The following is a 22851-nucleotide window of genomic DNA, read 5'->3' on the forward strand; positions in this document are numbered from 1 at the left end:
GACCAACGAGATCCGGGAAAGGTTGCCCTCGTCGAGGAAGAGTCTTCTCAGGCTTCTCAGGCTTCTCAGGCTTCTCAGGCCTCTTCGGCGGCGCGCCGGTCGATCGCCGGACCCAGGACCACGAATCCGACCGTGGCCGCGGCGCCGGCGGCGAGCGTGCCCCACCACAGGAACGCCGGGCCGACGAGGGTGTAGGCGGTGGTGCCGGCGGCCAGGGCCAGGAAACGGGCCGCGCCCCAGGTCCAGCTGAAGGCGCCCTGGTAGCGGCCGCGCGCGTGGGCCGGGGCGAGGTTGGCGATCAGACCCGCGGGGGCGCCGCCGACCACGACCTCGCCGACCGACCAGACGGCGACCGTCGCCGCGTAGGCCGCGGGGCTGTGGGCGATGCCGGTGAGCGCGACGCCCACCACCACCAGGATGCTGCCGGCGACGTAGACCGGGGTGCGGGCGTAGCGGGCCAGGACGGTGGTGGCCAGCGGCTGCAACAGGACGACCAGGCCGGCGTTCACCGCGGCGGCCAGGCCCATGACCGCGGGGGACAGGCCGTCGGTGCGGATGGCCAGCGGCAGGGCGCTCTCGGTGAGGGAGTAGATGAACAGCTGGACGGCGAACAGCAGGAGGAGCCTGCGGGTCAGGCGGTCGCGGAAGACGACGCCGTAGCCGGAGTCGGTCGTGGTCGGCGCTTCAGGGTTCTGTGGCGCGGGCTGCTCCGTACGGTCCGCCGGCAGCAGCATCGCCACGATCACCGCGTATCCCACCGACGTCCCGGCGTCGATCGCGAACAGCATCCAGTAGCCGTGCGCGGCGAGGTATCCGCCGAGCACCCCGGCGACCGCGGTGCCGATGTTCACGGCCCAGCCGATCAGGGCGAAGGCCTCGCGCCGGCGGGCCGGTCCGACGTTGTCGGCCAGCGTGGCCGAGGCGGCCGGCGGCACCATGGTCGCGGTGGCGCTCAGCGCGATCGCGGCCACCGCCATGGTCGCCGCGTTCGGCGAGGCGAACAGCGCGCCCTGCGCGGCCGCCGTCCCGAGCAGGCCGGCCAGCATGGTCAGCTTCCGGCTGCTCCGGTCGGCCAGCCAGCCGCCGACCGCCGGGCCGACCAGGTTGCCGGCCCCCAGGGCGCCGAGAACGTAAGGGGTCTGTGACGCGGCGATCCCGCGCGAGCCGAGGAAGAAGACGAGGAACGGCCCGACCAGGAAGCCGACCCGGTTGACGACGGTGCCGGCGAAGATGACCCAGACGGCCTGGGGGAATCCGGCGAAGGCCGCCGGCGGGCGCAGGGCGGGGCGCCGGCGGGGCCGGGCGTCGAGAGCCCGCAGCGGGGCTTGCTGCGAGGCCTGAGATGGAGCCTGAGCCTGAGACGGGGCCTGAGACGCAGCCTGAGGCATGGCCGGTGCGCCGGCCTCGGGGCGGATGCTCGTGGTGGTCATGGCGCTCAGAGTGGCGCCGGACGGCGATCATGCGACAATGATTCGGGCCCGCCCGAATCGAAGGGCGGGGGGTGGTGGGACGGGGAGGGGAAACACTGTGTCGGCGACGCTGTCGTTCACCGCGGAGGAGTTGGCGCAGGTCCGCTTCTCGGTCTCCCCGATGTGGGAGGTCCTGACCAGTTTCCGAGTTCTGACCAGGCCCGGACTGTACCCGGTCCACGGCCCCTGGTTCGACCAGGTCCGTCCGCGGCTGGCGGCCGCGGGGCTGTTGACCGGAAGTCTTTCCGCGCTATTCCATGCACAATCCTACGTTCCTGACTTCCTCACGCCGGCTCCGGCGAAGTCCGCGCCGACTCTGGAAGAAGAGCTCGCAGCCATTCAGGCGACGCCCGACGACCACCTTTCGGCGGATCTCGATCTGTACGACCAGAAGGTGCCGAGCGGGGCGATACCGCCGTTCGCCGCGCGTTTGCGAAGCAATCGCGAGCAAGCGCTCTGCGAACTGTCCAAGGACATCGAGCACTATTTCCAGATCGCGCTGGCTCCGTACTGGTCGCGTATCAAGACCCTGCTGGAAGCGGACATCTACCACCGGGCGCGGCAGGTCGCCGAGTACGGTTCGGCCCGGTTGTTCAACGACCTGCACCCGGACGTCAGCTGGAACAGCGGGACGCTGCGGATGCTGCACCGGCAGCGGGTGCTGTGCCGCGACGACAACGCCCCGGGTCTGATCCTGGTTCCCTCGGCCTTCTCCTGGAACAAGATTCTCACCAGGGCCGCCACCGGTGACGTGCCGCAACTGTGCTTCGGGGCGCGCGGGGTCGGCACCCTGTTCGCGCGGCGCGCGGCCGACCCGTCGGACGCCGTGGCCGCGGTGATCGGCCGCTCGCGGGCCCTGCTGCTGGCCGAGTTGGAAGCCCCGGCGTCCACCACCGAACTCGCCTCGCGCACCGGGATGTCGGCCGGCGGGGTCTCCGAGCACCTGACCGCGTTGCGCGGCGCGGGCATGGTTTCGGCGCATCGCGCGGGGCGTTCGGTTCTTTACGCGCGTACCTCTGTGGCCGACTCGCTATTGGCCGCAGCGGCTTGACAGTCTGTCGTGCAAAGCGTCCGAGATCGGGGTAATTCGCAGAAAGGTTTGACGCGCCCCTGGCGCGCCGGTGGCGTCAGGTGCTTCAGTATTTGGCGGGGAGAGAACGGAGCGCTGTCAGCCTATAGCTGAACGGAGTCATGGCGATGCCGCGATCACGCCGAAAGTTCGACATCGACGAGTTCGTCCGCGAGTGCCTGCAGGCCTGGGAGGCCGACGGGGCCGACGCGGTGAAGGACGTGCTGGACCGGACACTCGGGCGCGGATGCGCGCCGGTGCGCGAGTGCTTCGGGGACCCGCGCGAGGCCCACCTGCAGGTCCTGTACCCGGGCCCTGAGTTGGTCATCGAGAACATGGTGTGGGCGCCGGGGATGTCCTACCCGGCGCACAACCACAACACGCCGGTCATGACGGGCGTCTACGCGGGGTTGGAGGTCAACGACTTCTACCACTCGGCCGGTCCCCGTACGGGCGGACGTTTACAACGGACCGCGACCGTCGACATCAACGAGGGGGAGGCGGTGCTGATGGCGCACGATGCCATCCACCGGATAGCCAACCCCAACAGACGCACCTTCACCGGCGCGTTCCACATCTACATGGGCGACTACCTGCACTCCTCGCGGTCCATCTGGTACCCCGACGAGGCCTCGGAGACGCCGGCCTCCTTCGCGGTGACCAAGGACATCTTCGCCGCCGCGAACCGCGATCTGGCCGCCGCCCGCGCGGCGGAGGAGGGGCACAAGAAGAAGAGCGTGACCGGCGGCATGGGCGGCATGGGCGGGATCGGCGGCATCGGCGGCATCGGCGGCTCGACCGGCCCCGGCTCGGCCTCCGGACCCGCGTCCGGTCCGACCGGCCACCCGCACAACGCGACGCACTCGCCGCCGCACGCCCCGGGCCGCGGGCCCACGCGGCGGGGCGCCAGATCGCCGCTGCACTCGCCGGGAGACCAGGGATAGGCGCGGCTGACAGGCCGTGCAGGAGGCGCCCTTGCCCTGGGCTGATGCCCGGGGCGGGGGCGCGGTGGTGTTCGCAAGGCGGGAAAGGGCGCTGATTCGGTTCAGGGCGGCGGCATCAGCGGCGATCGGCCCCGGCTGGAGCAAGCCTTCTGGAGCCCTTCAGCGCCTGCCACAGCGCCCGCCGCACCGCCTGCTGCGCCGGGTGCCACAGCCCCTGCCACAGCCCTCACAGGCCCGCTCCGGCCCCCGGCTCTGTCGTCCAGAAAATCTGCCGTCCAGAAAATCGCCGTCCGGAAAACCCGAAGGCCCCCAGCACATCCCTCGAGTGCTGGGAGCCTTCGCTGCGGCGGCCGCGAGCTGTCCGCGGCCGCCGGTCCTGGCCGACCGTCAGCCGAACCGGCCGGTGATGTAGTCCTCCGTCGCCTTCTCCGTCGGGTTGGCGAAGATGCGGGAGGTCTCGTCGATCTCGATCAGGCGGCCGGGGGTGCCGGTGCCGCTGATGTTGAAGAACGCGGTGCGGTCCGAGACACGGGCCGCCTGCTGCATGTTGTGGGTCACGATCACGATCGTGTACTCCGACTTCAGCTGCGAGATCAGGTCCTCGATCGCCGTGGTGGAGATCGGGTCCAGGGCCGAGCAGGGCTCGTCCATCAGGAGCACGTCGGGGCTGACCGCGATGGCGCGGGCGATGCACAGGCGCTGCTGCTGGCCGCCGGACAGGCCGGCGCCCGGCTTCTTCAGCCGGTTCTCGACCTCCTTCCAGAGGTTCGCGCCCTTCAGCGACTTCTCGACGATGTCGTCCAGTTCGCCGCGCTTCTTCACGCCCGCCAGGCGCAGGCCCGCGGCGACGTTCTCGTAGATGCTCATCGTCGGGAACGGGTTCGGGCGCTGGAACACCATGCCGACGTGCCGGCGCACGGCCACCGGGTCGACCTGGGCCCCGTACAGGTCCACGTCGTCCAGGGTGACCTTGCCCTCGACCCGCGCGCCGGGGATGACCTCGTGCATGCGGTTCAGGGTGCGCAGGAAGGTGGACTTGCCGCAGCCGGAGGGCCCGATGAAGGCCGTCACGGTGCGCGGCTCGACGGTCATCGAGATGTCCTCGATGGCGCGGGTCGGGCCGTAGTAGGCCGACAGGCCCGCGACGTCAATGCGCTTCGCCATTTTCGATATCTCCTAGGCCCGACCGGGCGTCTTCCACCAGGCGATGAGCCTGGCGATGATGTTCAGCAGCATGATGATGATGATCAGCAGTAGCGCGGCGGACCACGTGCGGTCGTTGGAGGCGTGCTCCGACGAGGTGTAGGTGTTGAAGATGACCGTCGGCAGGGTCGCCTGCCCCAGGGTGCCGCTGAACGGGTTCGGATTGATGCTCTGGATGTAGCTGACCACCAGCAGGATCGGCGCCGTCTCGCCCATCACGCGGGCCACGCCCAGCATCACCCCGGTGATGATGCCCGGCAGCGCGGTCGGGATCACGATCTTGGTGATGGTGCGCCACTTGGGCACGCCCAGGGCGTAGGACGCCTCGCGCAGCGAGTCCGGCACCAGCTTGAGCATCTCCTCGGTGGAGCGGATCACGATCGGCAGCATCAGGATCATCAGTGCCAGCGCTCCGGCGAAGCCGTTCTGGTACTGGCCCAGTGTGATGATCCACAGCGACAGGATGAACAGGCCGGCCACGATCGAGGGCAGGCCCATCATCACGTCGACGAAGAACGTCACCGCCTTGGCCAGCATGCCCTTGCCGTACTCCACCAGGTACACCGCGACCAGGATGCCGATCGGGACGGCCATCAGCGCGGCCAGGCCCGCCATCTCCAGGGTGCCCAGGATCGCGTGGTACACGCCGCCGCCGACCTGGTCCTCGGAGATGTTGCGCAGCGAGTGGGTCAGGAACTCGACGTTCAGCGCGTGGACGCCGCGCGAGACCACCAGCCACATGATCGACATCAGCGGCAGCACCGCGAGCACGAACGCCAGGGTCGTGACCACGCCGGCGCCGCCGCTGCGGATCCGGCGCGACAGCGAGGGGGAGACCAGGACGCCGCCGCCGACGGTCCCGTGCGCCCCGCCGCGCGGGCGGGCCCTGCCCGCTCTGTCGTCCGCGGCGACGTCGCCGGGCACGTCCTTCGCCTCGAAGGCTCCCCGCCGGTCCGGCACGTCCGCGGCGGTGACGTCGTAGGCGGCGTCGTCGACGACCTTGGGGCGACGACCCTGGAATGCCGAGAACACACTCCAGCGCTCGTCCCTGGGCACGCCCGCGCGCGCCGTGATCCGCCTGGCCAGCAGGTTCACCAGGAAGGTCACCACGAACAGCACCAGACCGGAGGCGATCAGGGCGCCCTGGCCGGTCTGCAGCGCGTTGCCGAACTGCAGGGCGATGTTGGCGGCGATGGTGTTGCCGCCGGGCTGCAGCCACTTGGTGACGAAGTTGTAGCTGATGGACAGCACCATCGCGACCGCGATGGTCTCGCCGAGCGCGCGGCCGAAGCCCAGGACGATCGCCGAGCCCACGCCGCTGCGGCCGTAGGGCAGCACCGCCAGCTTGATCATCTCCCACTTGGTGGAGCCCAGCGCGTAGGAGGCCTCGACCTGCTCGCGCGGGGTCTGCAGGAAGATCTCGCGGGAGATGGCGGCGATGATCGGCAGGACCATGATGGCCAGGATCACGGCCGCGGTGAACACCGAGCGGCCGAAGACGCCGGAGGAGAACATCGGGATCCAGCCCAGGATGTTCGAGATGAACTGGGAGGGACCCTGCATGTGCGGCACCAGGAACAGGATGCCCCACAGGCCGTAGACGATCGAGGGGACCGCGGCGAGCAGGTCGACGATGTAGCCGAGCACCTGGGCCAGCTTGCGCGGGGCGTACTGGGTGATGAACAGCGCCACGCCGATGGCCACCGGGGCGGCCATGATGATCGCGAGCGTGGAGGTGACCAGGGTGCCCCAGGCCGCGGCGCCGATGCCGAACTTCGGCGGGCTGTCGTCCGGCGCCCACTGACCGGTGTAGGTCAGCACGTTGGCCGTGTTCGCGCGCAGCGCGCCGACCGCGCGGTAGACCAGGAAGGTGGCGATCGCCGCCATCAGGATCAGCAGGAAGAAGGCGGCGCCGCGGACCGCGCCGGAGAAGACCGCGTCGCCCCGGCGGGTGCCGGAGTCGAGGACTCCGGTGCCGGAGTCGCCGGGGCGCGGGGTGGGCCGGGTGGCGGTCGGCGTTATGCCGCTCATTCGGGTCCTGCCTCGTGGCTCGGGCGCCCAGTCGCTGGGCCCGTTGGGGATGCGTTCACTGCGGGTTTCGATTCCGTTAGACCAAAACGGACAAGCCGGGACGGCTCGGGAGGCCGGTTCCGGCACCGACACGTCGGAGCCGATCGGTGGTGACCGACGGCTCCGACGTATCGCATCGTTCAGCTCTGTTCTGCTGGGCTGCTTAGCTCAGACCAGCGTAGATCGCCTGGACCTTGGACTGCTGGTCCGAGGACAGCGCCACGTAGCCGAGGCCCTCCAGCTGCGACTGGGCGCCGCTGCTGGCGGTGTAGGACAGGAAGTTCTTCAGCAGCGGCAGCTTCGCCGAGTCGTTGCCCGAGGAGCAGACGATCTCGTAGGTCACCAGCACGGCCGGGTAGGCGTCGTCGGCCGAGTAGGTGTAGTCGAAGTTGAACAGGTAGTTCCCGCCGGTGGTGTCGATCTTCGCCTTGTCGATGAAGTTCGCGGCGTTCGGGATGGTCAGCGGCACGAACTTGCCGGCGGCGTTGCCGATCGAGGCGGTGCTCAGGCTGTTCGAGGTCGCGTAGGAGACCTCGGCGTAGCCGATCGCGCCGGAGGTGGTCTTCACGGCCTGGGCGACGCCCTTCGAACCCTGCGCGGACTGGCCGCCGGTGCCCGGCCACTGCTTGTTGGCCGCGGTCGGGAAGTCGCTCGGGGCGGTCTTGTTCAGGTAGTTCGAGAAGTTGTACGAGGTGCCCGAGGCGTCCGACCGGTGGAAGGTCTGGATCGCCAGGTCCGGCAGGGTCACGCCGGCGTTGTCGGCGGCGATCGCCGGGTCGTTCCACTTGGTGATCTTGCCGTTGTAGATCTTGCCCAGGTTCGAGGCCGACAGGTTGAGCTTGGTCACGCCCGGCACGTTGTACATGACGGCGATGGCGCCGGGGACGGTGCCCACGGACAGCGCCTTGCCGCCGCTGCAGCGGGCGTCGGCCTGCGGCTGCTGGGTGGAGTTCAGCGCGTAGTCCGAGCCGGCCCAGTCGGCCTGCTTCTGGATGAACGCGGTGACGCCCGGGCCGGAGCCGGTGCCGTTGTAGTTGATGTTGGTGCCGCTGCCGCACTGCGTCTGGAAGTCCTTGATGAACTTCACGATCGCGGTGTTCTGAGCGGTGGAGCCCTGGCCGGAGAGCGTGCCGTTGGCGCAGGTGATGCCGCCGGCGGCACCGGAGGCCGTCGAGGACGACGAACCGGACGCCGAGGTGGCGCCGCCCCCGGCCGCCGAGGTGGTGGACGAGGAACCGCCCGAGCTCGACGAGTTGTTGTCAGAACCACAGGCCGTCAGGCCGGCCATGGCCAGAGCCAGAACTCCGGCGCCGACCGCGGCACTGCGCCCATTGAAACCAGCGTGGATCTTCACCGGGAAGTCCCTTCGAATCATCGGAAGTCATTGCATGCGTTGTCTTCGTCGAAGCTAGGGAGGCCAGGTGAATCGATGGACGGGTGAAGGTGAACGGAGGGTGAACGGTCCCGGGCGGCCGAGCGCCGGAGCCCCTGATCAGAGCCGTAAACAGGCCGTCGCACAAGGTTCTGGCGGCCATCCCCCGAACGGCGGTTTACCCGCGGGTGTCGCGGGGGTGTCGATCCGGAGCAGAGGGTTGCCGGACCTTGACAAGGAGCAACCGCCGCGCTCACAGCTTCAGCCGATCGATCGCCACGACGTGGCCGTCGCGGGCGTGCAGCACCCAGGCCTCGGCCGGCGCCAGGGCCCGGCGGCCGGAGTGCACGGCCTGGCCGAGTGGGCTCTCGGCGAGCAGTTCGGGCAGGACCGGCCGGTGGGTGCAGGCGATGGTCGTGTGTCCGGACTTGAGTGCCTCGCGCAGCCAGGCGCGCCCGGCGTCCGGGTCGGCGCCCTCGGCGAGCGCGGGCTCCAGGGCCATGGCGGCGCCGGCGGACCGCGCGGACGGCTTCAGCGTGGCCACGCACCGGGCGAACGGCGAGGCCGTCAGCGCCGCCTGGCCGTACGCCGCCAGCATCGGGACCAGCGCCTCGGCGTCGTCGCGGCCCCGTCCGGTCAGCGGCCGCTCCAGCTCCTCGCCGTCCCAACGCTTGCGCGGCACCGCCTCGGCGTGCCGCAGCAGCAGGACCGGAACGGTGTCGACCGGCGCCGCCCTGAACGCCAGCAGCAGGTCGCGGTCGGTCTGGCGGGTCAGCCGGTCGCGCGCGGCGGCCAGCGGGAGCCACTCCAGCCGGTCCACCTCGGAGTTCGGCTGGAAGTCGGAGTCCACCGCGGCCTGCGCGGCCCAGTACTTGACCCGTTTCATCCGCGCCGCGCCGCCGAAGGAGACGTCGTAGACCTGGGTCGGCAGCCGCCGGCCCAGGACCACCGGATAGCCGGTCTCCTCGCGCACCTCGCGGACCGCCGCCTGCACGTAGCCCTCGCCGGGATCGAGCTTGCCCTTCGGGAAGGACCAGTCGTCGTAGCGGGGGCGGTGGATCAGCGCCACCTCGGGCCCGGCGGGACCGGGGCGCCACACGACACAGCCGGCCGCCCGGACCTGGATCGGCGCGGTCTGGCCGGCGGCTTCGTCGGCGGCGTTCATCAGTGCGCGGACCTCTCTGGTACCGCCAGCGGCGCGGTGCTCCGGGCCCGGATCACCGCCAGGCGTTGTTCCTCGTGCAGTCTTCCCAGTACATATCCGGTCGTGGCCGCGATGCGCGGTGTGTCGGCCGCCCGATGGACGCAGGCCGCGGCCAGGACCGCGTCGCGCTGCTCGGCCAGCGACTCGGCGGTGGCCGCGAGCCGGTCCAGCAGGTCCGCGGGATCCTCGCCGGCGATCAGCGTACCGGCGGGGCGGCACAGCTCGACGGTGTGCAGGGCGGCCTGGACGGCGTCCTCGGCGGCCAGCCAGGCGGCGTCGCCCGCGGCGTCCTCGGCGGCCAGCGGCTCGGGCAGCTCCCGGGCCCGGCTCGCGAACTCCTCGCAGGCGCCCTCGGCCATCTCCGGGAGCACCTGCCGGCACGGCCGGTCGGCGGCCGGGGTCAGCGGCACGTCCCGGGCCAGCGTGGCCATCCGGTCGGCCAGCGCGTGGAAGGCCGGGCCGACCAGCGCCGCGGTGGCCTGGCCGTGCGCCGCCGAGCGCTCCCGGTCGAGCATCCGGGTCAGCAGGGTGCGGGTGCGGGCCGCGCCGCCGTCGGGGTAGCGGCCCTCGGCGATCCACCGGTCCAGCGGGGTCAGCAGCCGGGGCCGCACCGCGTCGGAGTCCCGCTCGGCGCCCAGGATCTGCGCGGTGCCGCGCAGTTCCCGGCCGAGCTCGTCGGCCCAGGCCGCGTCCACCAACTCCCGGCACGCCGCCAGCGCCGTGCCCACCCGCAGGCAGGCCGCGCGCAGCCGGACCGCGGCCGGCTGCTGCACCGGCAGCGCGCTGTGCGTCAGGAAGGCGCGTGACTGCTCGGCGAGGTACCCCCGTACCGCCAGCCCCGCCGGTCCGTCGGGACTGGCCGCCCCGAATCCGGCCATCGCGCGCTGAGTCGCTGCATCCATGTGTCCGCCACTGCCCCCACGACGTGGTCAGGCCTGGAGCCTGACGGTTCGGTTCCGCCGTTGCCCGGTTGGCGGCACTGTGCACTCTTCTTCGGTCCAACCCCACAGCACGGACCGCCCGGCGTCGCCGGACGGTCCAGTCCCCACCACGACCCCGCTCCCGCCCCCACAGCGCTCATCCGGTCCGCCGGCTCCACCAGTCGGCGCGCTCGGCGATGAGCGTGTTCTGCAGATCGGCCAGGGGGGAGCCGTCCTCGGCGTACTCGCTCCGGGTCCAGGTGCCGTCGCCGCCCAGGTCCCAGGCCGCGGTCTTGGGGTCCATGGCCAGGTCGAACAGCGCCGAGATGGCCCGGCGCTGCACCGGCTCGACCAGCCGGACCAGGGCCTCCACCCGGCGGTCCAGGTTCCGGTGCATCAGGTCCGAGCTGCCGATCCAGACCTGCGCCTCCTCGTCCGTGCCGAACACGAAGGCCCGGGAGTGCTCCAGGAACCGGCCCAGGATGCTGCGCACCCTGATGTTCTCGCTCATCCCCTCGACCCCCGGCCGCAGGGCGCAGATGCCGCGGACCCAGACCTCGACCGGGACGCCGGCCTGCGAGGCCTCGTAGAGCGCGTCGATCAGGATCTCGTCGACGATCGAGTTCACCTTGATCCGGATCCGCGAGCTCTGGCCGGCCTCGGCCTTCTCGCGCTGGGCGTGGATCAGCTCCAGCAGCCCCGGCCGCAGCGCGTTGGGCGCGGTGAGCAGCCGGCCGAACTTGGTGGGGTGGGCGTACCCCGACAGCCGGTTGAACAAGTCCGACAGGTCCGCGCCTATCTCGTTGTCGCAGGTCAGCAGGCCCAAGTCCTCGTACAGCCGGGCGGTCTTGGGGTTGTAGTTGCCGGTGCCCACGTGCGAGTAGCGCCGCAGGAAGCCGCCCTCGCGGCGCACCACCAGGGACAGCTTGCAGTGCGTCTTCAGGCCGATCAGGCCGTAGACCACGTGGCAGCCGGCCTGCTCCAGCTTGCGGGCCCAGGAGATGTTGGCGTGCTCGTCGAACCGGGCCTTGATCTCCACCAGGACCAGCACCTGCTTGCCGGCCTCGGCGGCGTCGATGAGCGCGTCGATGATCGGCGAGTCGCCGCTGGTGCGGTACAGGGTCTGCTTGATCGCCAGGACGTGCGGGTCCTCGGCCGCCTGCTCCAGGAACGCCTGCACGCTGGTGGCGAAGGAGTCGTAGGGGTGGTGCAGCAGGATGTCGCGGCGCCGGATCGCGGCGAAGACGTCGGCGGGTTTGCCGGGCCCCTCGTCGGCCAGGTCCGGGTGGGTCTTGGTGACGAAGGACTTGAAGCGCAGCTCGCTGTACTCCCCGGACCTGCCGATGTCGGCGATCTGGTTCAGGCCGGTCAGGTCCAGCGGCGCGGAGAGCTTGAAGACCTCGTTCTCGTTGATGTCCAGCTCGCGGATCAGCAGGTCCAGCACCTGCGGCCGGATGTTCTCGTCGACCTCCAGGCGCACCGGCGGCCCGAAGCGGCGGCGCATGAGCTCGCGCTCCAGGGCCTGCAGCAGGTTCTCGTCGGTGTCGGCCTCGACTTCCAGGTCCTCGTTGCGGGTGACCCGGAAGGCGTGGTGGTCCAGGATCTCCATGCCCGGGAACAGCAGCTCCAGGTGCGCGGCGATGACGTCCTCGACGGGGACGTAGCGGCCGGAGTCGGCCTCGATGAACCGCGGCAGCAGCGGCGGCACCTTCACCCGGGCGAAGTGCTCCTGCCCGGTGTCCGGGTCGCGCAGCGAGACGGCCAGGTTCAGCGACAGGCCGGAGATGTACGGGAACGGGTGCGCCGGGTCCACGGCCAGCGGCGTCAGCACCGGGAACAGCTGGTAGCGGAACAGCTGGAAGAGCTTCTCCCGCTCCTCGGGGCCGAGGTCGCCCCAGCGGATGATGTCGATCCCGACCGCGGAGAGCTCGGGGCGCAGTTCCTGCTGGAAGACCGCGGCGTGCCGGTCCATCAGCTCCCGGGTCTCGGCCAGGATGCGGCGCAGCACCTCGACCGGCGGCAGGCCGGAGGCCGAGGTGGTGGCCACGCCGGTGGCCAGCCGCCGGCGCAGGCCCGCGACCCGGACCATGTAGAACTCGTCCAGGTTGGAGGCGAAGATCGCCAGGAACCGGGCGCGCTCCAGCAGCGGGACTTGGGCGGAGTCCTGGGCGAGTTCCAGGACACGTTCGTTGAACCGAAGCCAGGAGATCTCCCGGTCCAGGAAGCGCGTTTCGGGAGCCGGACCGGTCATGATTCTCAGCCTGACACGGGGGCGTGAACGAGAGGTATCCAGAGGGTGGAATCTCGGCGTCCGGGTGACCTCCTGCGCCATCCGGGCGAAAATGCGCTGCTCAACACGTGAAACCCCTTCCGCGACGGTATCGATGGATCTGGAAGGTGTACCCCGCCGGGGTCCAACGTTCCCAGCTTTTGCCGCTTCGAACCCTGACGGATCCGTGGACGACAGGAGGCCCCCGCGATGTTCGGGATGAAGACCCTGGTGGTGGGCGGTGGCGCGGTCGCGCTGTTGTGGATGATGAACTCGCACGCCAGCGCCGGAGACCTCGTGAACAGCGCCACGAACGGCGTGTCGACGGTGTCCAACGGCGTCCAGAGCCTGCAGAACGGCTATCAGAGTGTTTCCAGCGGCATCTCGGGCGTGCAGAGCGCGCTGAACAACGTCGCCAGCGTGGCCGGCGGCACCGGCACCAGCGTGGCCGGGAGCACCGCGACCAGCACCACCAGCGCCACCAGCGGCAGCGGCCTCAGCGGCCCGGCGGTGGAGCTGAACCCCAGCGCGGCCAAGCCCGGCCAGCAGGTCCTGATCACCGTCCCGACCTGCATCCAGCCGGACTCCGGGACCGCGACCTCCTCGGTGTTCACCAACAACGGCTCGGTCTCGCTGACCCGCAATCCCAAGGGCGCGGGCCTGGCCGGCACCGCGACCATCGTCTCCGACGCGCAGAACGGCCAGTGGTCGGTGAACGTCACCTGCGGCACCGGCTCCAACAGCCTGAACGGCGTCACCAGCATCACGATCTTCGGCGGCGTGAACCCCACCCCGACCAACCCGCCCAAGGCCGGCGGCGGCGGTTCGGTGATGAAGGGCGACCTGGGCATGACCGCCGGCGGCATCGCGCTGGTGGCCGGCGGCATCGGCTACGGCCTGTGGAGCATGCGCCGCCGCGGGGCCGACGGCACGCATGCCGGCTGACCCCTCGCGGGCGACGGGCCCGGGCGGCGCAGGCGCCGCTCCGGGCCCGCACACTGCGGCGGCGGTGCCGGACGGCGGCCGGCCCCGCGTCCGGCGCAAGGGACTGAAGATCGTCGTCGCGGCGGCCGTCGCGCTGGTCGGCGTGAAGCTGCTGGGCAGCGGCATCACCGCGCTGTCCGGGCCGCCGTCGCCGACCCGGGGCGCGCTGTTCGGCAGCTGGTCGGGTCCGGCTGCCGCGCCGCTGCCGCGCTCGGTGCCGCTGCGGGTCCGGGTCCCCTCGGTGGGCATCGACGCGCCGCTGATCCGGCTGGGCCTGGACCGGGACGGCGCCGTCGCGGTGCCGCCGATGTCGGTCCCGACCGAGGCGGGCTGGTTCACCGGCGACCCGACGCCGGGGGAGCGCGGCGCGGCGGTGATCGTCGGGCACGTCGACACCGACTACGGCCGCGCGGTGTTCTACCCGCTGGGGAACGTGCAGCCCGGCGCGACGGTGATCGTGGACCGCGCGGACAAGAAGCACGCGGAGTTCCGGGTGACGTCGGTCGAGGTGGTCGACAAGAACCGCTTCCCGGCGGGGCGGGTGTACGGCAGCGACGACAGCGGGACGCCGCAGCTGCGGATCATCACGTGCGGCGGGGCCTTCGACGGCCAGCACTATGCGGACAACCTGGTGGTGTACACGCAGCTGGTCGGGGTGACCGGCTGAGCGCGGGGTGACTGGGACCGGCTGTACCCGGGCTCAGGACACGTCGATCCAGCGGGCCGCGGCCTCGAAGGTGGTGTCCGGCCGGGAGTTGAACGCGATCGCCGCCTCCGGCGCGTGCCGCCGCACCAGGTTGACGACCTGCTCGAACAGGTCCCCCTCGGCCCGGCGCACCCCGCCTCCGACGACCACGCACTCCCACGTCCGCGCGGCCAGCGCGGCGGCGACCACCGCCGGGATGTCGTCGCTGCCGTCCATCCCGAACAGGCACGACTCCACGCCGACGCCGTGCTCGGCGAACTTGGCGATGCCCGCCTCGATGCCGTCGGCTGCCGGCTTGGGGTCCCAAGGCCCGGGAACCCGGTAGGGATCGAAGCCGATCACGAGGACCCGGGGCGTCCGCGGGGAGGCGGCCGTCGTTGAGTCCACCGTCTGTCTCAGGCCTGGTACATGACGTCGGCGCTGCGGCGGGTGAAGCCGAGCTTGGTGTAGACGGCGACCGCGGCCGCGTTGTCAGCCTCCACATACAGGATGACGTCGCTCAGCCCGCGGTCGCGCAGGTGGCGCAGCCCGACCTCGGTCAGGGTCCGGCCCAGGCCGCGGCCCTGTTCGGCCGGGTCCAGACCCAGGACGTAGACCTCGCCGACCGGGCCGTCGCCGTAGGCGCTGTGGTCGTGGACCTTGGTCCAGTGGTAGCCGGCCAGCTCCGGTCCGCGCCAGGCCAGGAAGAAGCCCTCCGGGTCGAACCAGGGCTCGGCCATGCGCTCGCGCAGGTCCTGGACCGTCATCGAGCCCTGTTCCGGGTGGTGCGCGAAGGCGCGGGCGTTGACCGCGACCCAGGCCTCGTCGTCGACACCGGGGCGGAAGGCCGCGATGCGGATGCCCTCGGCCGGCTCCGGCTGCGGCACCTCGGCCAGCGGCCGGGCCATCACCCACAGCTCGCGGACCTTCTTCAGACCGCGCTTCTCGGCGAGGGCCGCCGCCGCGGGCAGGCCGCCGTGCGCCCAGACGCGCACCGGCTTGCCGTCCCGGCGCACCTTCATGCGCAGCGCGTCCAGCAGGGCACCGCCGACGCCCTGCCGGCGGGCGTCCGGCGCGACCACGACCTCCGCCGTGGGGCCCTCGTCAGGGTTCGACTTGTCCAGGAAGGCGTAGCCGACCAGCTCCGAACCCTGGGCACCCGACAGGCGCCGGGCCACGAAGTGCCAGGCATCGGCGGCGGTAGCGGCCTCGCCGGAGTGCTTGAGGTGGAGCAGCACCTGCTCCGGGAGCGGTGCCACGCCGTCGGCCGCCTCGGCGGCCTCGGCGAGGGACCGGATGGTGGCGACGTCCGCCTCGTTCGGTCGGCGGACGACGCCGATGGAGAAACCTGTCACCCCACCACGGTACGGGGTGCGGTCATCGCGTCGGAGGCTCGAACCTCGTCGGCGCTCTCCTCTTCCGGCTCGGTGCCGGCGCTGGAGCCGGTGGGCGTGCTGGAGCCGTTGCGCTTGTCCGGCATGACGAAGCGGTAGCCGACGTTGCGGACCGTCCCGATGAGCGCCTCGTGCTCGACCCCGAGCTTGGCCCGCAGCCGCCGGACGTGGACGTCCACGGTGCGGGTGCCGCCGAAGTAGTCGTAGCCCCACACTTCCTGGAGCAGCTGCGCCCGCGTGAACACCCGGCCCGGGTGCTGCGCGAGGTACTTGATGAGCTCGAATTCCTTGAAGGTCAGGTCGAGCACCCGGTTCCGGACGCGGGCGGTGTACGTGCCCTCGTCGATGGACAGGTCGCCGCTCTTGATCTCCAGCGGGACGTCCTCGGCCACGGCGCCGGCCGCCAGCTTGCCGATCGCCAGCCGCAGCCGGGCCTCGACCTCGGCCGGACCCGCCGAGTCCAGCAGGACGTCGTCGATGCCCCAGTCGGCGGTCACGGCGGCCAGCGCGCCCTCGGTGGTGATCAGCAGAAGCGGGCAGTCAACCCCTGTGGTGCGCAGCAGGCGGCACAGGGAACGCATCTGCGGCAGGTCGCGGCGCGCGTCCACCATGATCGCGTCGGCCGGTGGGGTGTCCAGAAGCGCCGAGGCCTCTGCTGGAGCCACGCGAACGTTGTGCAACAGCAGACCGAGAGCCGGCAGGACCTCGGAGGAGGGGGTCAGGGAGTTGGTCAACAACAGCAAGCTGGACATCCGCGGATCGCTCCTCTTTTGTCCGGGGGCACCTCTTGTCGCACCCGCCAGAAAACACATAGAGGACCCGTGGGGCTTCGTCGCCCGGATCCTCTGTCAGGAAGGATAGCCGTCATGAAGCGTTTCCCCGAGGTTTCCGTGCCGGAGTTCACACGTATTTTACCTGGACAAAGGCGCAGCTCGGGGCACCCGGACCCCGGCCAGACGCTTTTGACGGCCGATGGCGTTCGCCTTAACGCCGTGCACAGAGCGGGTGTCGATCGACGATGGGTGTTCGTCCTGTGCCACGGATTCGGCGGCTCCTGGCGCACCGGCGACATGGCCCACATCGCGGCCGTGTTGCGTCCATATGGCGGAATCATCGCGTTCGACTTCCGCGGTCACGGACAGTCACACGGCCGATCGACGCTCGGTGATCTCGAGGTGCTCGACCTGCACGCCGCGGTCGAGTGGGCACGCGTCCTGGGTTACGAGAATGTGGCGACGGTCGGATTCTCGATGGGCGCCTCCGTGGTCGTGCGGCACGCCGGGTTGTGCGGCTCGGGCGTCGGCCCGGGCTCGGTGACCGACGCGGTGGTGTCCGTGAGCGGCCCCGCGTGGTGGTTCGAGCGCTCCACCCGCGCCATGAAGCTGGTGCACTTCCTGGTGCAGCACCCGGTGGGCCGCGCTGTTTCGGCGTGGCATCTGAAGACGCGCATCCTGCCCGACGGCTGGAACCCGGTCCCGGAGTCCCCGGTGGAGTTGGCGGGCCGGATCGCGCCGGTGCCGCTGCTGGTGGTGCACGGCGACGCCGACAAGTACTTCCCGCTGGGCCACGCCGAAGCGCTGTACGCCGCGGCCGGGGAGCCGCGCGAGCTGTGGATCGAGCCCGGCTTCGGGCACGCGGAGGCCGCGGCGGCCCGGGAGGCGTCCGGCCGGGAGCTGGTCGGCCGGATCGGCCGCTGGGTGCGGGCGCTGCCGGCGGCCGGCACGCCCGCCGGATCCGCCAGGGCATCCGGATCTGGATCTGGATCTGGATCTTCCTATGGCGCGGGGGAGGGCGAATATAGAAGACAGAAGGGGGAGTTCGGCGAAGCGGGAGAGGTCATGGAGGGCGAGGCGGGATGAGCGGGCTGATCCGTTATTGGGCGGCGGCGAAGGCGGCGGCCGGGATCGCCGAGGAGCCGTTCGAGGGCGAGGTCCTGGCCGACGTGCTGGCCGCGGCGGTCGCGCGGCACGGCGCCGGACTCGGCGAGGTGGTGCGGCGGGCGTCGTTCCTCGTGGACGGCACCCCGGTGGGCCGCCGCGACCCGGCCGACGTGCGCCTGGCACCCGGGGCCGTGGTCGAGGTGCTTCCGCCGTTCGCCGGGGGCTGAGCGACCCGGCTGGTATAGCGTGCAGCGGGTAGACCGTCGGCAGGAGGAACGCAGGGTGGGCGAGTACACGGGCCGACGGCGCGGGCGGGCGGCGTCCGAGCCGTCGGCGCAGCAGCCCGGGTATCCCCACGGCGGGCAGCCGGACCATCAGGATCCGTATGCGCAGTACGGCTATGAGCAGCCGGCTGAGGAGTACCAGGGGCACGAGTACGCGCAGGACCCGGCGTACGGCTACCAGGAGGCCCCGGGGTACGAGCAGCAGCCGGGCTATGAGCAACAGCAGGGGTACGAGCAGCCGGGGTACGAGCAGTACCCGAGCCACGAGCAGCAGCCGGGCTATGAGCAGCCGGGGTACTACGCGCAGGAGCACCAGCCCGAGTACGAAGAGGGCTACGGCTACCAAGAGCCTTATTACCAGGAGCCGCACCAACAAGAGGTCTACCAACAAGAGGCCTTTTACGAGCAGCCCTACTTCGAACAACCCTATGAGGAAGCGCCGCCGCAGCCCGGCCGCCGTCGTTCCGCACCGGCCGCCGAGGAGTCGTACTCCGATTCCTATGCCGAGCCTTACGCGGAGCCCTATGCCGAGCCGTATGCCCAGCCCTACGCAGACGGCTACCCCGATCAGTACACCGATCAGTACTCAGACCAATACACCGATCAGTACGCCGAGCCGTACACCGAGCCCTACGCCGACAGCCACGTCGACCAATACGCCGACCAATACACCGACGCCTACGGCTACGACTCCCCGGAGCCCCGCCGTCAGCCGCTTCCCCTGCTGTCGCACCTCCCCTTCATCGCGGCCTCGACCGTGGCCCTGGCGATCGCGTCCTTCGTCTCCGCCAAGGCGGTGGCCGCCGTCGCGCTGCCGCTCCAGCTCGTCGTCGCCTGGGCGGTTCTGGGCCTGGCCGGCCATGCCTCCCGCCGGACCGCCGTGGTGGCCGCGCTGCCGACGCTGGTCGGGACCGCCGCCGTCTTCAAGTTCCAGCCCGACGACGCGGTGCTGCCGCTCGCGGCGGGCCTCGGGGTGGGTTTCGTGCTCGTCGCGGCGGACGCCGTGTTCCGGGCGCGGCGGCGGGGTGTCGAGCCCGGTTCGGTGCGGGCCCTGGCCGCGGCCGCCTCGGCTCTGCTGTTCGCCGGGCTGACCGGGCTGTTCGTGCCGGCCGCGGTGCTGCACGGTCCGTCGGTGGCGGCCGGGGCGGTGGTCTGCGGGCTGGTCTCGCTGGTGGCCGCGCGCAATCCGGATCTGGGGGTGAGCCGGGCCGCGGTGGTCGCGATACCGGTCACGATCGCCGCCCTCGCTTCGTACGCCGCGGCTATCCTCGTCCCATGACTTCCGAGGAGGGGCTCGATCAGCTGCAGTGGGAGGCGCGTCAGCCGGTCCGACGCCGCAGGTGGCCGACCAGGCTGGCGATCACGCTGCTCGTGCTCGCGGGTCTGTTCGTGGCCGCCGACCGGATCACGGTGAGCATCGCGGAGAGCCAGATCGCCAAGCGGATCCAACAGTCCCAGAACCTCCAGAGCAAACCTTCGGTGAACATCGCCAACTTCCCGTTCCTGACCCAGCTCATCGGCATGAAGCTGGACAAGGTCTCGGTGGACGCGCGCGGCGTCGTCCACAACAACGTGCGGGTCACCGATCTGCACGTGGACCTCAACGGCGTTGCGCCCTCCGACGGTTTCAAGGAGGCCGACGTCGACCACCTGTCCGGCACCGCGCTGTTCAGCTGGACGGACATGGAGTCGGCGGCCGCCTCACAGGGCCTGGACGTGACGCTGGCCGAGGGGCCGGACAACACGGTCCGGGTCACCGGCAACGTCCCGGGCCTGGGCAAGGTCACGCTGCAGAGCAGGCTGTCGCTGAGCTCCGGCAACCGGCTGCAGCTGACCGCCAACAAGATCGAGTCCTCCTCGGGCGGCCTGGCCGGCCGGGTGCCGCGCGAGCTGGACTTCCCGATCAACGTCGGCACGCTGCCGATGCAGCTCACCCTGCAGATGGCCAACATGCAGACCTCGGCCGACGGGCTGCGCGTGTACGCCGAGGCGGACCACGTGCGGGTCACCGGCTCGGGGGTGTCCTCCGACTGAGGCCCCGCGCGGCCTGCCGGCCCTGCACGATCCCGGCCCTGCACGATCCCGGCCGGGCGGGGCTCCGGCCCGGCGGTGGTCCCCTTTCGCGGGCCGCCGCCTCTTTTACTTCCTCCGACGCAGGTCACAACCCTCGTCCCGGACCGTCCGGCGCGATCGGCTGTCGGAGGACGACCGGCGGTGCCATCATCGGCGTGTGATGTGGTGGCGGCGGGTTGAACCGGAACCGCCTCCTTTGCGTGTCCCCGATGTGGACGTCGCGAGCGCGGACGCGGAGCGTCTCAGATCCCTCTACGCGGACCACGCAGGTCCGTTGCTGGGTTACGTCCTCAAACTGACGGACGGCGACCGCGGACGGGCCGAGGACGTGGTGCAGGAGACGTTCCTGAGGGCCTGGCAGCACTCCGAGGCGTTCGCCCCGGAGCGCGGCTCGCCGCGCGCCTGGCTGTGCACGGTCGCCCGGAACATCGTGGTGGACCAGGCGCGGGCCCGCCGGTCGCGGCCGAAGGAGGTCGGCGACGAGGGGCTCGCGCTGGGGATCGCCCGCGAGGCGGTCGTCGAGGATGATCATGACCGGATACTGCTCGGATGGGAGGTGGCCGAGGCGATGGCGACACTGAGCCCCGACCACCGGGCGGTGCTTCGGGAGACGTACTTCAAGGGCTTGTCGGTGGCCGAGGCCGCCAAAGCCCTGGGCATCCCCCCGGGTACCGTCAAGTCGCGCACCTACTATGCGCTGCGCGCGCTGCGGACCGCTTTCGAGGAACGGGGGATCAAGCCGTGAACCGGGAGCCGGAGACCAGGCCGGGCGCCTGCGACGACGAGGACCTGCGGATGGCCGTCGGTGCCCTCGCGCTCGGCGCGCTGGACGCGGACGAGGCGCGCGAGGTGCGGCGGCACCTGGCCGACTGCCCCGAGTGCCAGCAGGAGTACGCCTCGTTCGTCGGGGTGAAGCGGGTCATGGACATCGGCCTGGTCGGGGCGCCGATGCCGGAGACCGTGCCCGCGGAGGCCGCCGGGCAGCCGGGGCACTCGCGGCGGCGGCTGTTCGGCACCCGCACCCCGGCTCCGTTCCGGGCGCCGCGCCGTCAGCGCATCATGGTCGCCGCGGGCGGCAGCGCCGCCGCCCTGGTGCTGGTCGTCGGCGGCTTCTGGGCCGGGCACGGCGGGACTTCCAGCGGCTCCACGAACGCCGAGATGCTGCCCGCAGTGACGCAGAGCGGCGTGACAGCGCAGATCTCCTACCAGGACCACAGCTGGGGCACCTCGGTCACCGCGAAGATGAGCGGGACGCCGGACGGACTGACCTGCACGCTGTACGTCTACGACAAGAACCACGACGTGATCCAGCTGTCGAACTGGAAGTCGGTCGCCGGCAAGGCGATCGACATCCCCGCCGCGACGGCGCTGCCGGCCGAGCAGATCGACCACTTCGAGGTGCGGGTCGTCGGCTACGGTGCGTATGACATCACCGTGCCGATGAGCTCGTGAGCGCGGGCATGACCTGCGAGGCGTACAAAACGTAAGACCGTCGTCTCACAGTGCGGTACGTGCGTGACACCGCCCCGAGGCGTCTCTAGAGTCGGTGACATGAAGCAGCAGGCGGACTTCACCAAGCGACGCGCAGTCGATCTGTGCCGCGTCGCCGCCTGCCTGTGTCGAATGCGCTGACCCCGGAGGGCCGGCTGCTTTCCGTGACCCCTGTTTTCCGGGGACGCGACGCCCGATCGATGTAAGACGGGCCACCCTCTGCCTCAGCGCGGACCCAAGCTGGACACGTACGTGCTTCCGCGTGCCCGCGGTACCGGAACAACCACTTCCGCGGCCGCACCCCCACTCCGATCCGAAACCCGAACCATCCGGAGGACTCCCATGAGTCGCAACGACGTCCTGGTCGACGCCGACTGGGTCCAGGCGCACCTGGACGACCCGAAGGTCGTCCTCGTCGAGGTCGACGAGGACACGGCCGCCTACGACAAGAACCACATCCGCAACGCCATCCGGATCGACTGGAAGCGCGACCTGCAGGATCCGGTCCGTCGCGACTTCGTGAACCAGGAGCAGTTCGAGGCGCTGCTGTCCGAGCGCGGTATCGCCAACGACGACACCGTGGTGCTCTACGGCGGCAACAACAACTGGTTCGCCTCCTACGCCTACTGGTACTTCAAGCTCTACGGCCACGGCGACGTGAAGCTCCTGGACGGCGGCCGCAAGAAGTGGGAGCTGGACTCCCGCGAGCTGGTCGTCGAGCAGCCGACCCGCGAGGCCACCAGCTACACCGCGCAGCCGCAGGACCAGGCGATCCGCGCCTACCGCGACGACGTCGTGGCCGCGATCGGCACCGACAACCTGGTCGACGTACGCAGCCCCGACGAGTACTCCGGCAAGCTGCTGGCCCCGGCCCACCTGCCGCAGGAGCAGTCGCAGCGCCCCGGCCACGTGCCGACCGCGCGCAACATCCCGTGGTCCAAGGCGGCCAACGACGACGGCACGTTCAAGCCCGACGACGACCTGACCGCGCTGTACGAGGCCGAGGGCGTGGACCTGTCCAAGGACACCATCGCCTACTGCCGCATCGGCGAGCGCTCGGCGCACACCTGGTTCGTGCTGCACGAGCTGCTGGGCCAGGCCAACGTGAAGAACTACGACGGCTCGTGGACCGAGTACGGCTCGCTGGTCGGCGTGCCGGTCTCGCTCGGCTCCAACCCCGGCTCGCCCGAGGGCGGCCAGCAGTGACGGCCTCGTGCGGCGCCCCCGCCGGCGGATTCAGCATCGAAGGAGTGGACGTGGCGAAGGAAACTGTCATCCAGGGCGCGGTCAGCAAGGACGGCGCGCCGGTGACCGGGTACGTGCGGCTGCTGGACAGCACCGGCGAGTTCACCGCCGAGGTGCCGACCAGCCCCGAGGGCGGGTTCCGGTTCTTCGCGGCGCCGGGCACCTGGACGGTGCGCGCGCTGGTGCCCGGCGGCACCGTGGACGCCTCGGTCGAGGCGACGCTGGGCGAGGTCGCCGAGGTCGCGCTCGCGGTCTGAACCGCTGAGCCGCTGAGCCGCCGAACCGCTGAGCCGCT

Annotated in this window: 22 protein-coding genes and 1 pseudogene; 12 read left to right on the top strand and 11 right to left on the bottom strand. The window is 71.0% G+C overall.

Features of this window, described 5'->3' with window-relative positions; translation table 11 throughout:
- Nucleotides 1–74: 74 nt before the first annotated feature.
- Nucleotides 75–1430: an MFS transporter gene (locus ABIA35_RS07285; protein ID WP_370357426.1), complete on the bottom strand. Its 1356-nt coding sequence runs from the start codon at nucleotides 1428–1430 to the stop codon at nucleotides 75–77.
- A 10-nt stretch (nucleotides 1431–1440) separates the two neighbouring features.
- Between ABIA35_RS07285 and ABIA35_RS07290 the strand changes: the two genes are divergently transcribed.
- Both ABIA35_RS07290 and ABIA35_RS07295 read left to right on the top strand, forming a co-directional pair.
- Nucleotides 1441–2520, top strand: coding sequence for an ArsR/SmtB family transcription factor (locus tag ABIA35_RS07290; protein WP_370357427.1), 1080 nt, complete (start codon nucleotides 1441–1443; stop codon nucleotides 2518–2520).
- A gap of 146 nt (nucleotides 2521–2666) precedes the next feature.
- Nucleotides 2667–3482, top strand: coding sequence for a hypothetical protein (locus ABIA35_RS07295; protein ID WP_370335612.1), 816 nt, complete (start codon nucleotides 2667–2669; stop codon nucleotides 3480–3482).
- Between the two features lie 387 nt (nucleotides 3483–3869).
- Here ABIA35_RS07295 and pstB read toward each other — a convergent pair whose 3' ends face one another.
- The 7 genes and pseudogenes from pstB to ABIA35_RS07330 all read right to left on the bottom strand — a co-directional run bounded on the left by pstB (nucleotide 3870) and on the right by ABIA35_RS07330 (nucleotide 12886).
- Nucleotides 3870–4646, bottom strand: a complete 777-nt coding sequence (gene pstB, locus ABIA35_RS07300) for a phosphate ABC transporter ATP-binding protein PstB (RefSeq protein ID WP_370357428.1) — start codon at nucleotides 4644–4646, stop codon at nucleotides 3870–3872.
- Between the two features lie 12 nt (nucleotides 4647–4658).
- Complete coding sequence (gene pstA, locus ABIA35_RS07305) at nucleotides 4659–5510, bottom strand: phosphate ABC transporter permease PstA (RefSeq protein WP_370336460.1); 852 nt, start codon at nucleotides 5508–5510, stop codon at nucleotides 4659–4661.
- A 297-nt stretch (nucleotides 5511–5807) separates the two neighbouring features.
- Nucleotides 5808–6716 (bottom strand): annotated as a pseudogene (gene pstC / locus ABIA35_RS07310) (phosphate ABC transporter permease subunit PstC); the annotation flags it as partial.
- 202 nt (nucleotides 6717–6918) lie between these two features.
- The gene (gene pstS / locus ABIA35_RS07315) at nucleotides 6919–8109 is read right to left on the bottom strand and encodes a phosphate ABC transporter substrate-binding protein PstS (protein ID WP_370335608.1); all 1191 of its coding nucleotides are present in this window, start codon (nucleotides 8107–8109) and stop codon (nucleotides 6919–6921) included.
- Nucleotides 8110–8380: 271 nt separating this feature from the next.
- Nucleotides 8381–9292, bottom strand: coding sequence for an NUDIX domain-containing protein (locus tag ABIA35_RS07320; RefSeq protein WP_370335606.1), 912 nt, complete (start codon nucleotides 9290–9292; stop codon nucleotides 8381–8383).
- Nucleotides 9292–10233 (bottom strand): CHAD domain-containing protein, encoded by a 942-nt coding sequence (locus ABIA35_RS07325; protein ID WP_370335604.1) that lies wholly within the window; start codon nucleotides 10231–10233, stop codon nucleotides 9292–9294. The genes ABIA35_RS07320 and ABIA35_RS07325 overlap by 1 nt, the downstream gene beginning before the upstream one ends.
- Nucleotides 10234–10408: 175 nt before the next feature.
- The gene (locus ABIA35_RS07330; RefSeq protein ID WP_370336458.1) at nucleotides 10409–12886 is read right to left on the bottom strand and encodes an RNA degradosome polyphosphate kinase; all 2478 of its coding nucleotides are present in this window, start codon (nucleotides 12884–12886) and stop codon (nucleotides 10409–10411) included.
- Between the two features lie 568 nt (nucleotides 12887–13454).
- On the opposite strand from ABIA35_RS07330, the gene ABIA35_RS07335 reads away from it, so the two are divergent.
- Complete coding sequence (locus ABIA35_RS07335) at nucleotides 13455–14171, top strand: class F sortase (protein ID WP_370335602.1); 717 nt, start codon at nucleotides 13455–13457, stop codon at nucleotides 14169–14171.
- A 33-nt stretch (nucleotides 14172–14204) separates the two neighbouring features.
- On the opposite strand, the gene ABIA35_RS07340 is transcribed toward ABIA35_RS07335, so the two are convergent.
- The 3 genes from ABIA35_RS07340 to ABIA35_RS07350 are packed head-to-tail and all read right to left on the bottom strand — an operon-like array spanning nucleotide 14205 to nucleotide 16335.
- Nucleotides 14205–14597 (bottom strand): hypothetical protein, encoded by a 393-nt coding sequence (locus ABIA35_RS07340; protein WP_370335600.1) that lies wholly within the window; start codon nucleotides 14595–14597, stop codon nucleotides 14205–14207.
- Between the two features lie 8 nt (nucleotides 14598–14605).
- Nucleotides 14606–15544 (bottom strand): mycothiol synthase, encoded by a 939-nt coding sequence (gene mshD / locus ABIA35_RS07345; protein WP_370335599.1) that lies wholly within the window; start codon nucleotides 15542–15544, stop codon nucleotides 14606–14608.
- Nucleotides 15541–16335 (bottom strand): response regulator transcription factor, encoded by a 795-nt coding sequence (locus tag ABIA35_RS07350; protein ID WP_370335597.1) that lies wholly within the window; start codon nucleotides 16333–16335, stop codon nucleotides 15541–15543. Before ABIA35_RS07350 ends, mshD begins: the two co-directional genes overlap by 4 nt.
- A 240-nt stretch (nucleotides 16336–16575) precedes the next feature.
- Between ABIA35_RS07350 and ABIA35_RS07355 the strand changes: the two genes are divergently transcribed.
- The 9 genes from ABIA35_RS07355 (at nucleotide 16576) to ABIA35_RS07395 (ending at nucleotide 22813) form a co-directional block, all read left to right on the top strand.
- A complete protein-coding gene (locus tag ABIA35_RS07355) occupies nucleotides 16576–17442 on the top strand; it encodes an alpha/beta hydrolase (RefSeq protein WP_370357429.1) in 867 nt (288 codons plus the stop codon).
- Nucleotides 17439–17690: a MoaD/ThiS family protein gene (locus tag ABIA35_RS07360; protein ID WP_370335593.1), complete on the top strand. Its 252-nt coding sequence runs from the start codon at nucleotides 17439–17441 to the stop codon at nucleotides 17688–17690. Before ABIA35_RS07355 ends, ABIA35_RS07360 begins: the two co-directional genes overlap by 4 nt.
- Before the next feature lie 55 nt (nucleotides 17691–17745).
- Nucleotides 17746–19026: a hypothetical protein gene (locus ABIA35_RS07365; protein WP_370357430.1), complete on the top strand. Its 1281-nt coding sequence runs from the start codon at nucleotides 17746–17748 to the stop codon at nucleotides 19024–19026.
- Entirely contained in the window at nucleotides 19023–19781 is a 759-nt protein-coding gene (locus ABIA35_RS07370) for a DUF2993 domain-containing protein (RefSeq protein ID WP_370357431.1), read from the top strand. Before ABIA35_RS07365 ends, ABIA35_RS07370 begins: the two co-directional genes overlap by 4 nt.
- A 199-nt stretch (nucleotides 19782–19980) precedes the next feature.
- Entirely contained in the window at nucleotides 19981–20565 is a 585-nt protein-coding gene (locus ABIA35_RS07375) for a sigma-70 family RNA polymerase sigma factor (protein WP_370336456.1), read from the top strand.
- Nucleotides 20562–21272, top strand: a complete 711-nt coding sequence (locus tag ABIA35_RS07380) for a zf-HC2 domain-containing protein (RefSeq protein ID WP_370357432.1) — start codon at nucleotides 20562–20564, stop codon at nucleotides 21270–21272. Before ABIA35_RS07375 ends, ABIA35_RS07380 begins: the two co-directional genes overlap by 4 nt.
- 99 nt (nucleotides 21273–21371) lie before the next feature.
- A complete protein-coding gene (locus tag ABIA35_RS07385) occupies nucleotides 21372–21452 on the top strand; it encodes an Ms5788A family Cys-rich leader peptide (RefSeq protein ID WP_344661945.1) in 81 nt (26 codons plus the stop codon).
- Nucleotides 21453–21653: 201 nt separating this feature from the next.
- Nucleotides 21654–22517: a sulfurtransferase gene (locus ABIA35_RS07390; RefSeq protein WP_370335586.1), complete on the top strand. Its 864-nt coding sequence runs from the start codon at nucleotides 21654–21656 to the stop codon at nucleotides 22515–22517.
- Nucleotides 22514–22813 (top strand): DUF1416 domain-containing protein, encoded by a 300-nt coding sequence (locus ABIA35_RS07395; RefSeq protein WP_370335584.1) that lies wholly within the window; start codon nucleotides 22514–22516, stop codon nucleotides 22811–22813. The genes ABIA35_RS07390 and ABIA35_RS07395 overlap by 4 nt, the downstream gene beginning before the upstream one ends.
- Nucleotides 22814–22851 lie beyond the last annotated feature (38 nt).

Origin of the sequence: Catenulispora sp. MAP12-49, from assembly GCF_041262705.1 — a bacterium.
In the GTDB taxonomy this organism is placed as follows: Bacteria; Actinomycetota; Actinomycetes; order Streptomycetales; family Catenulisporaceae; genus Catenulispora.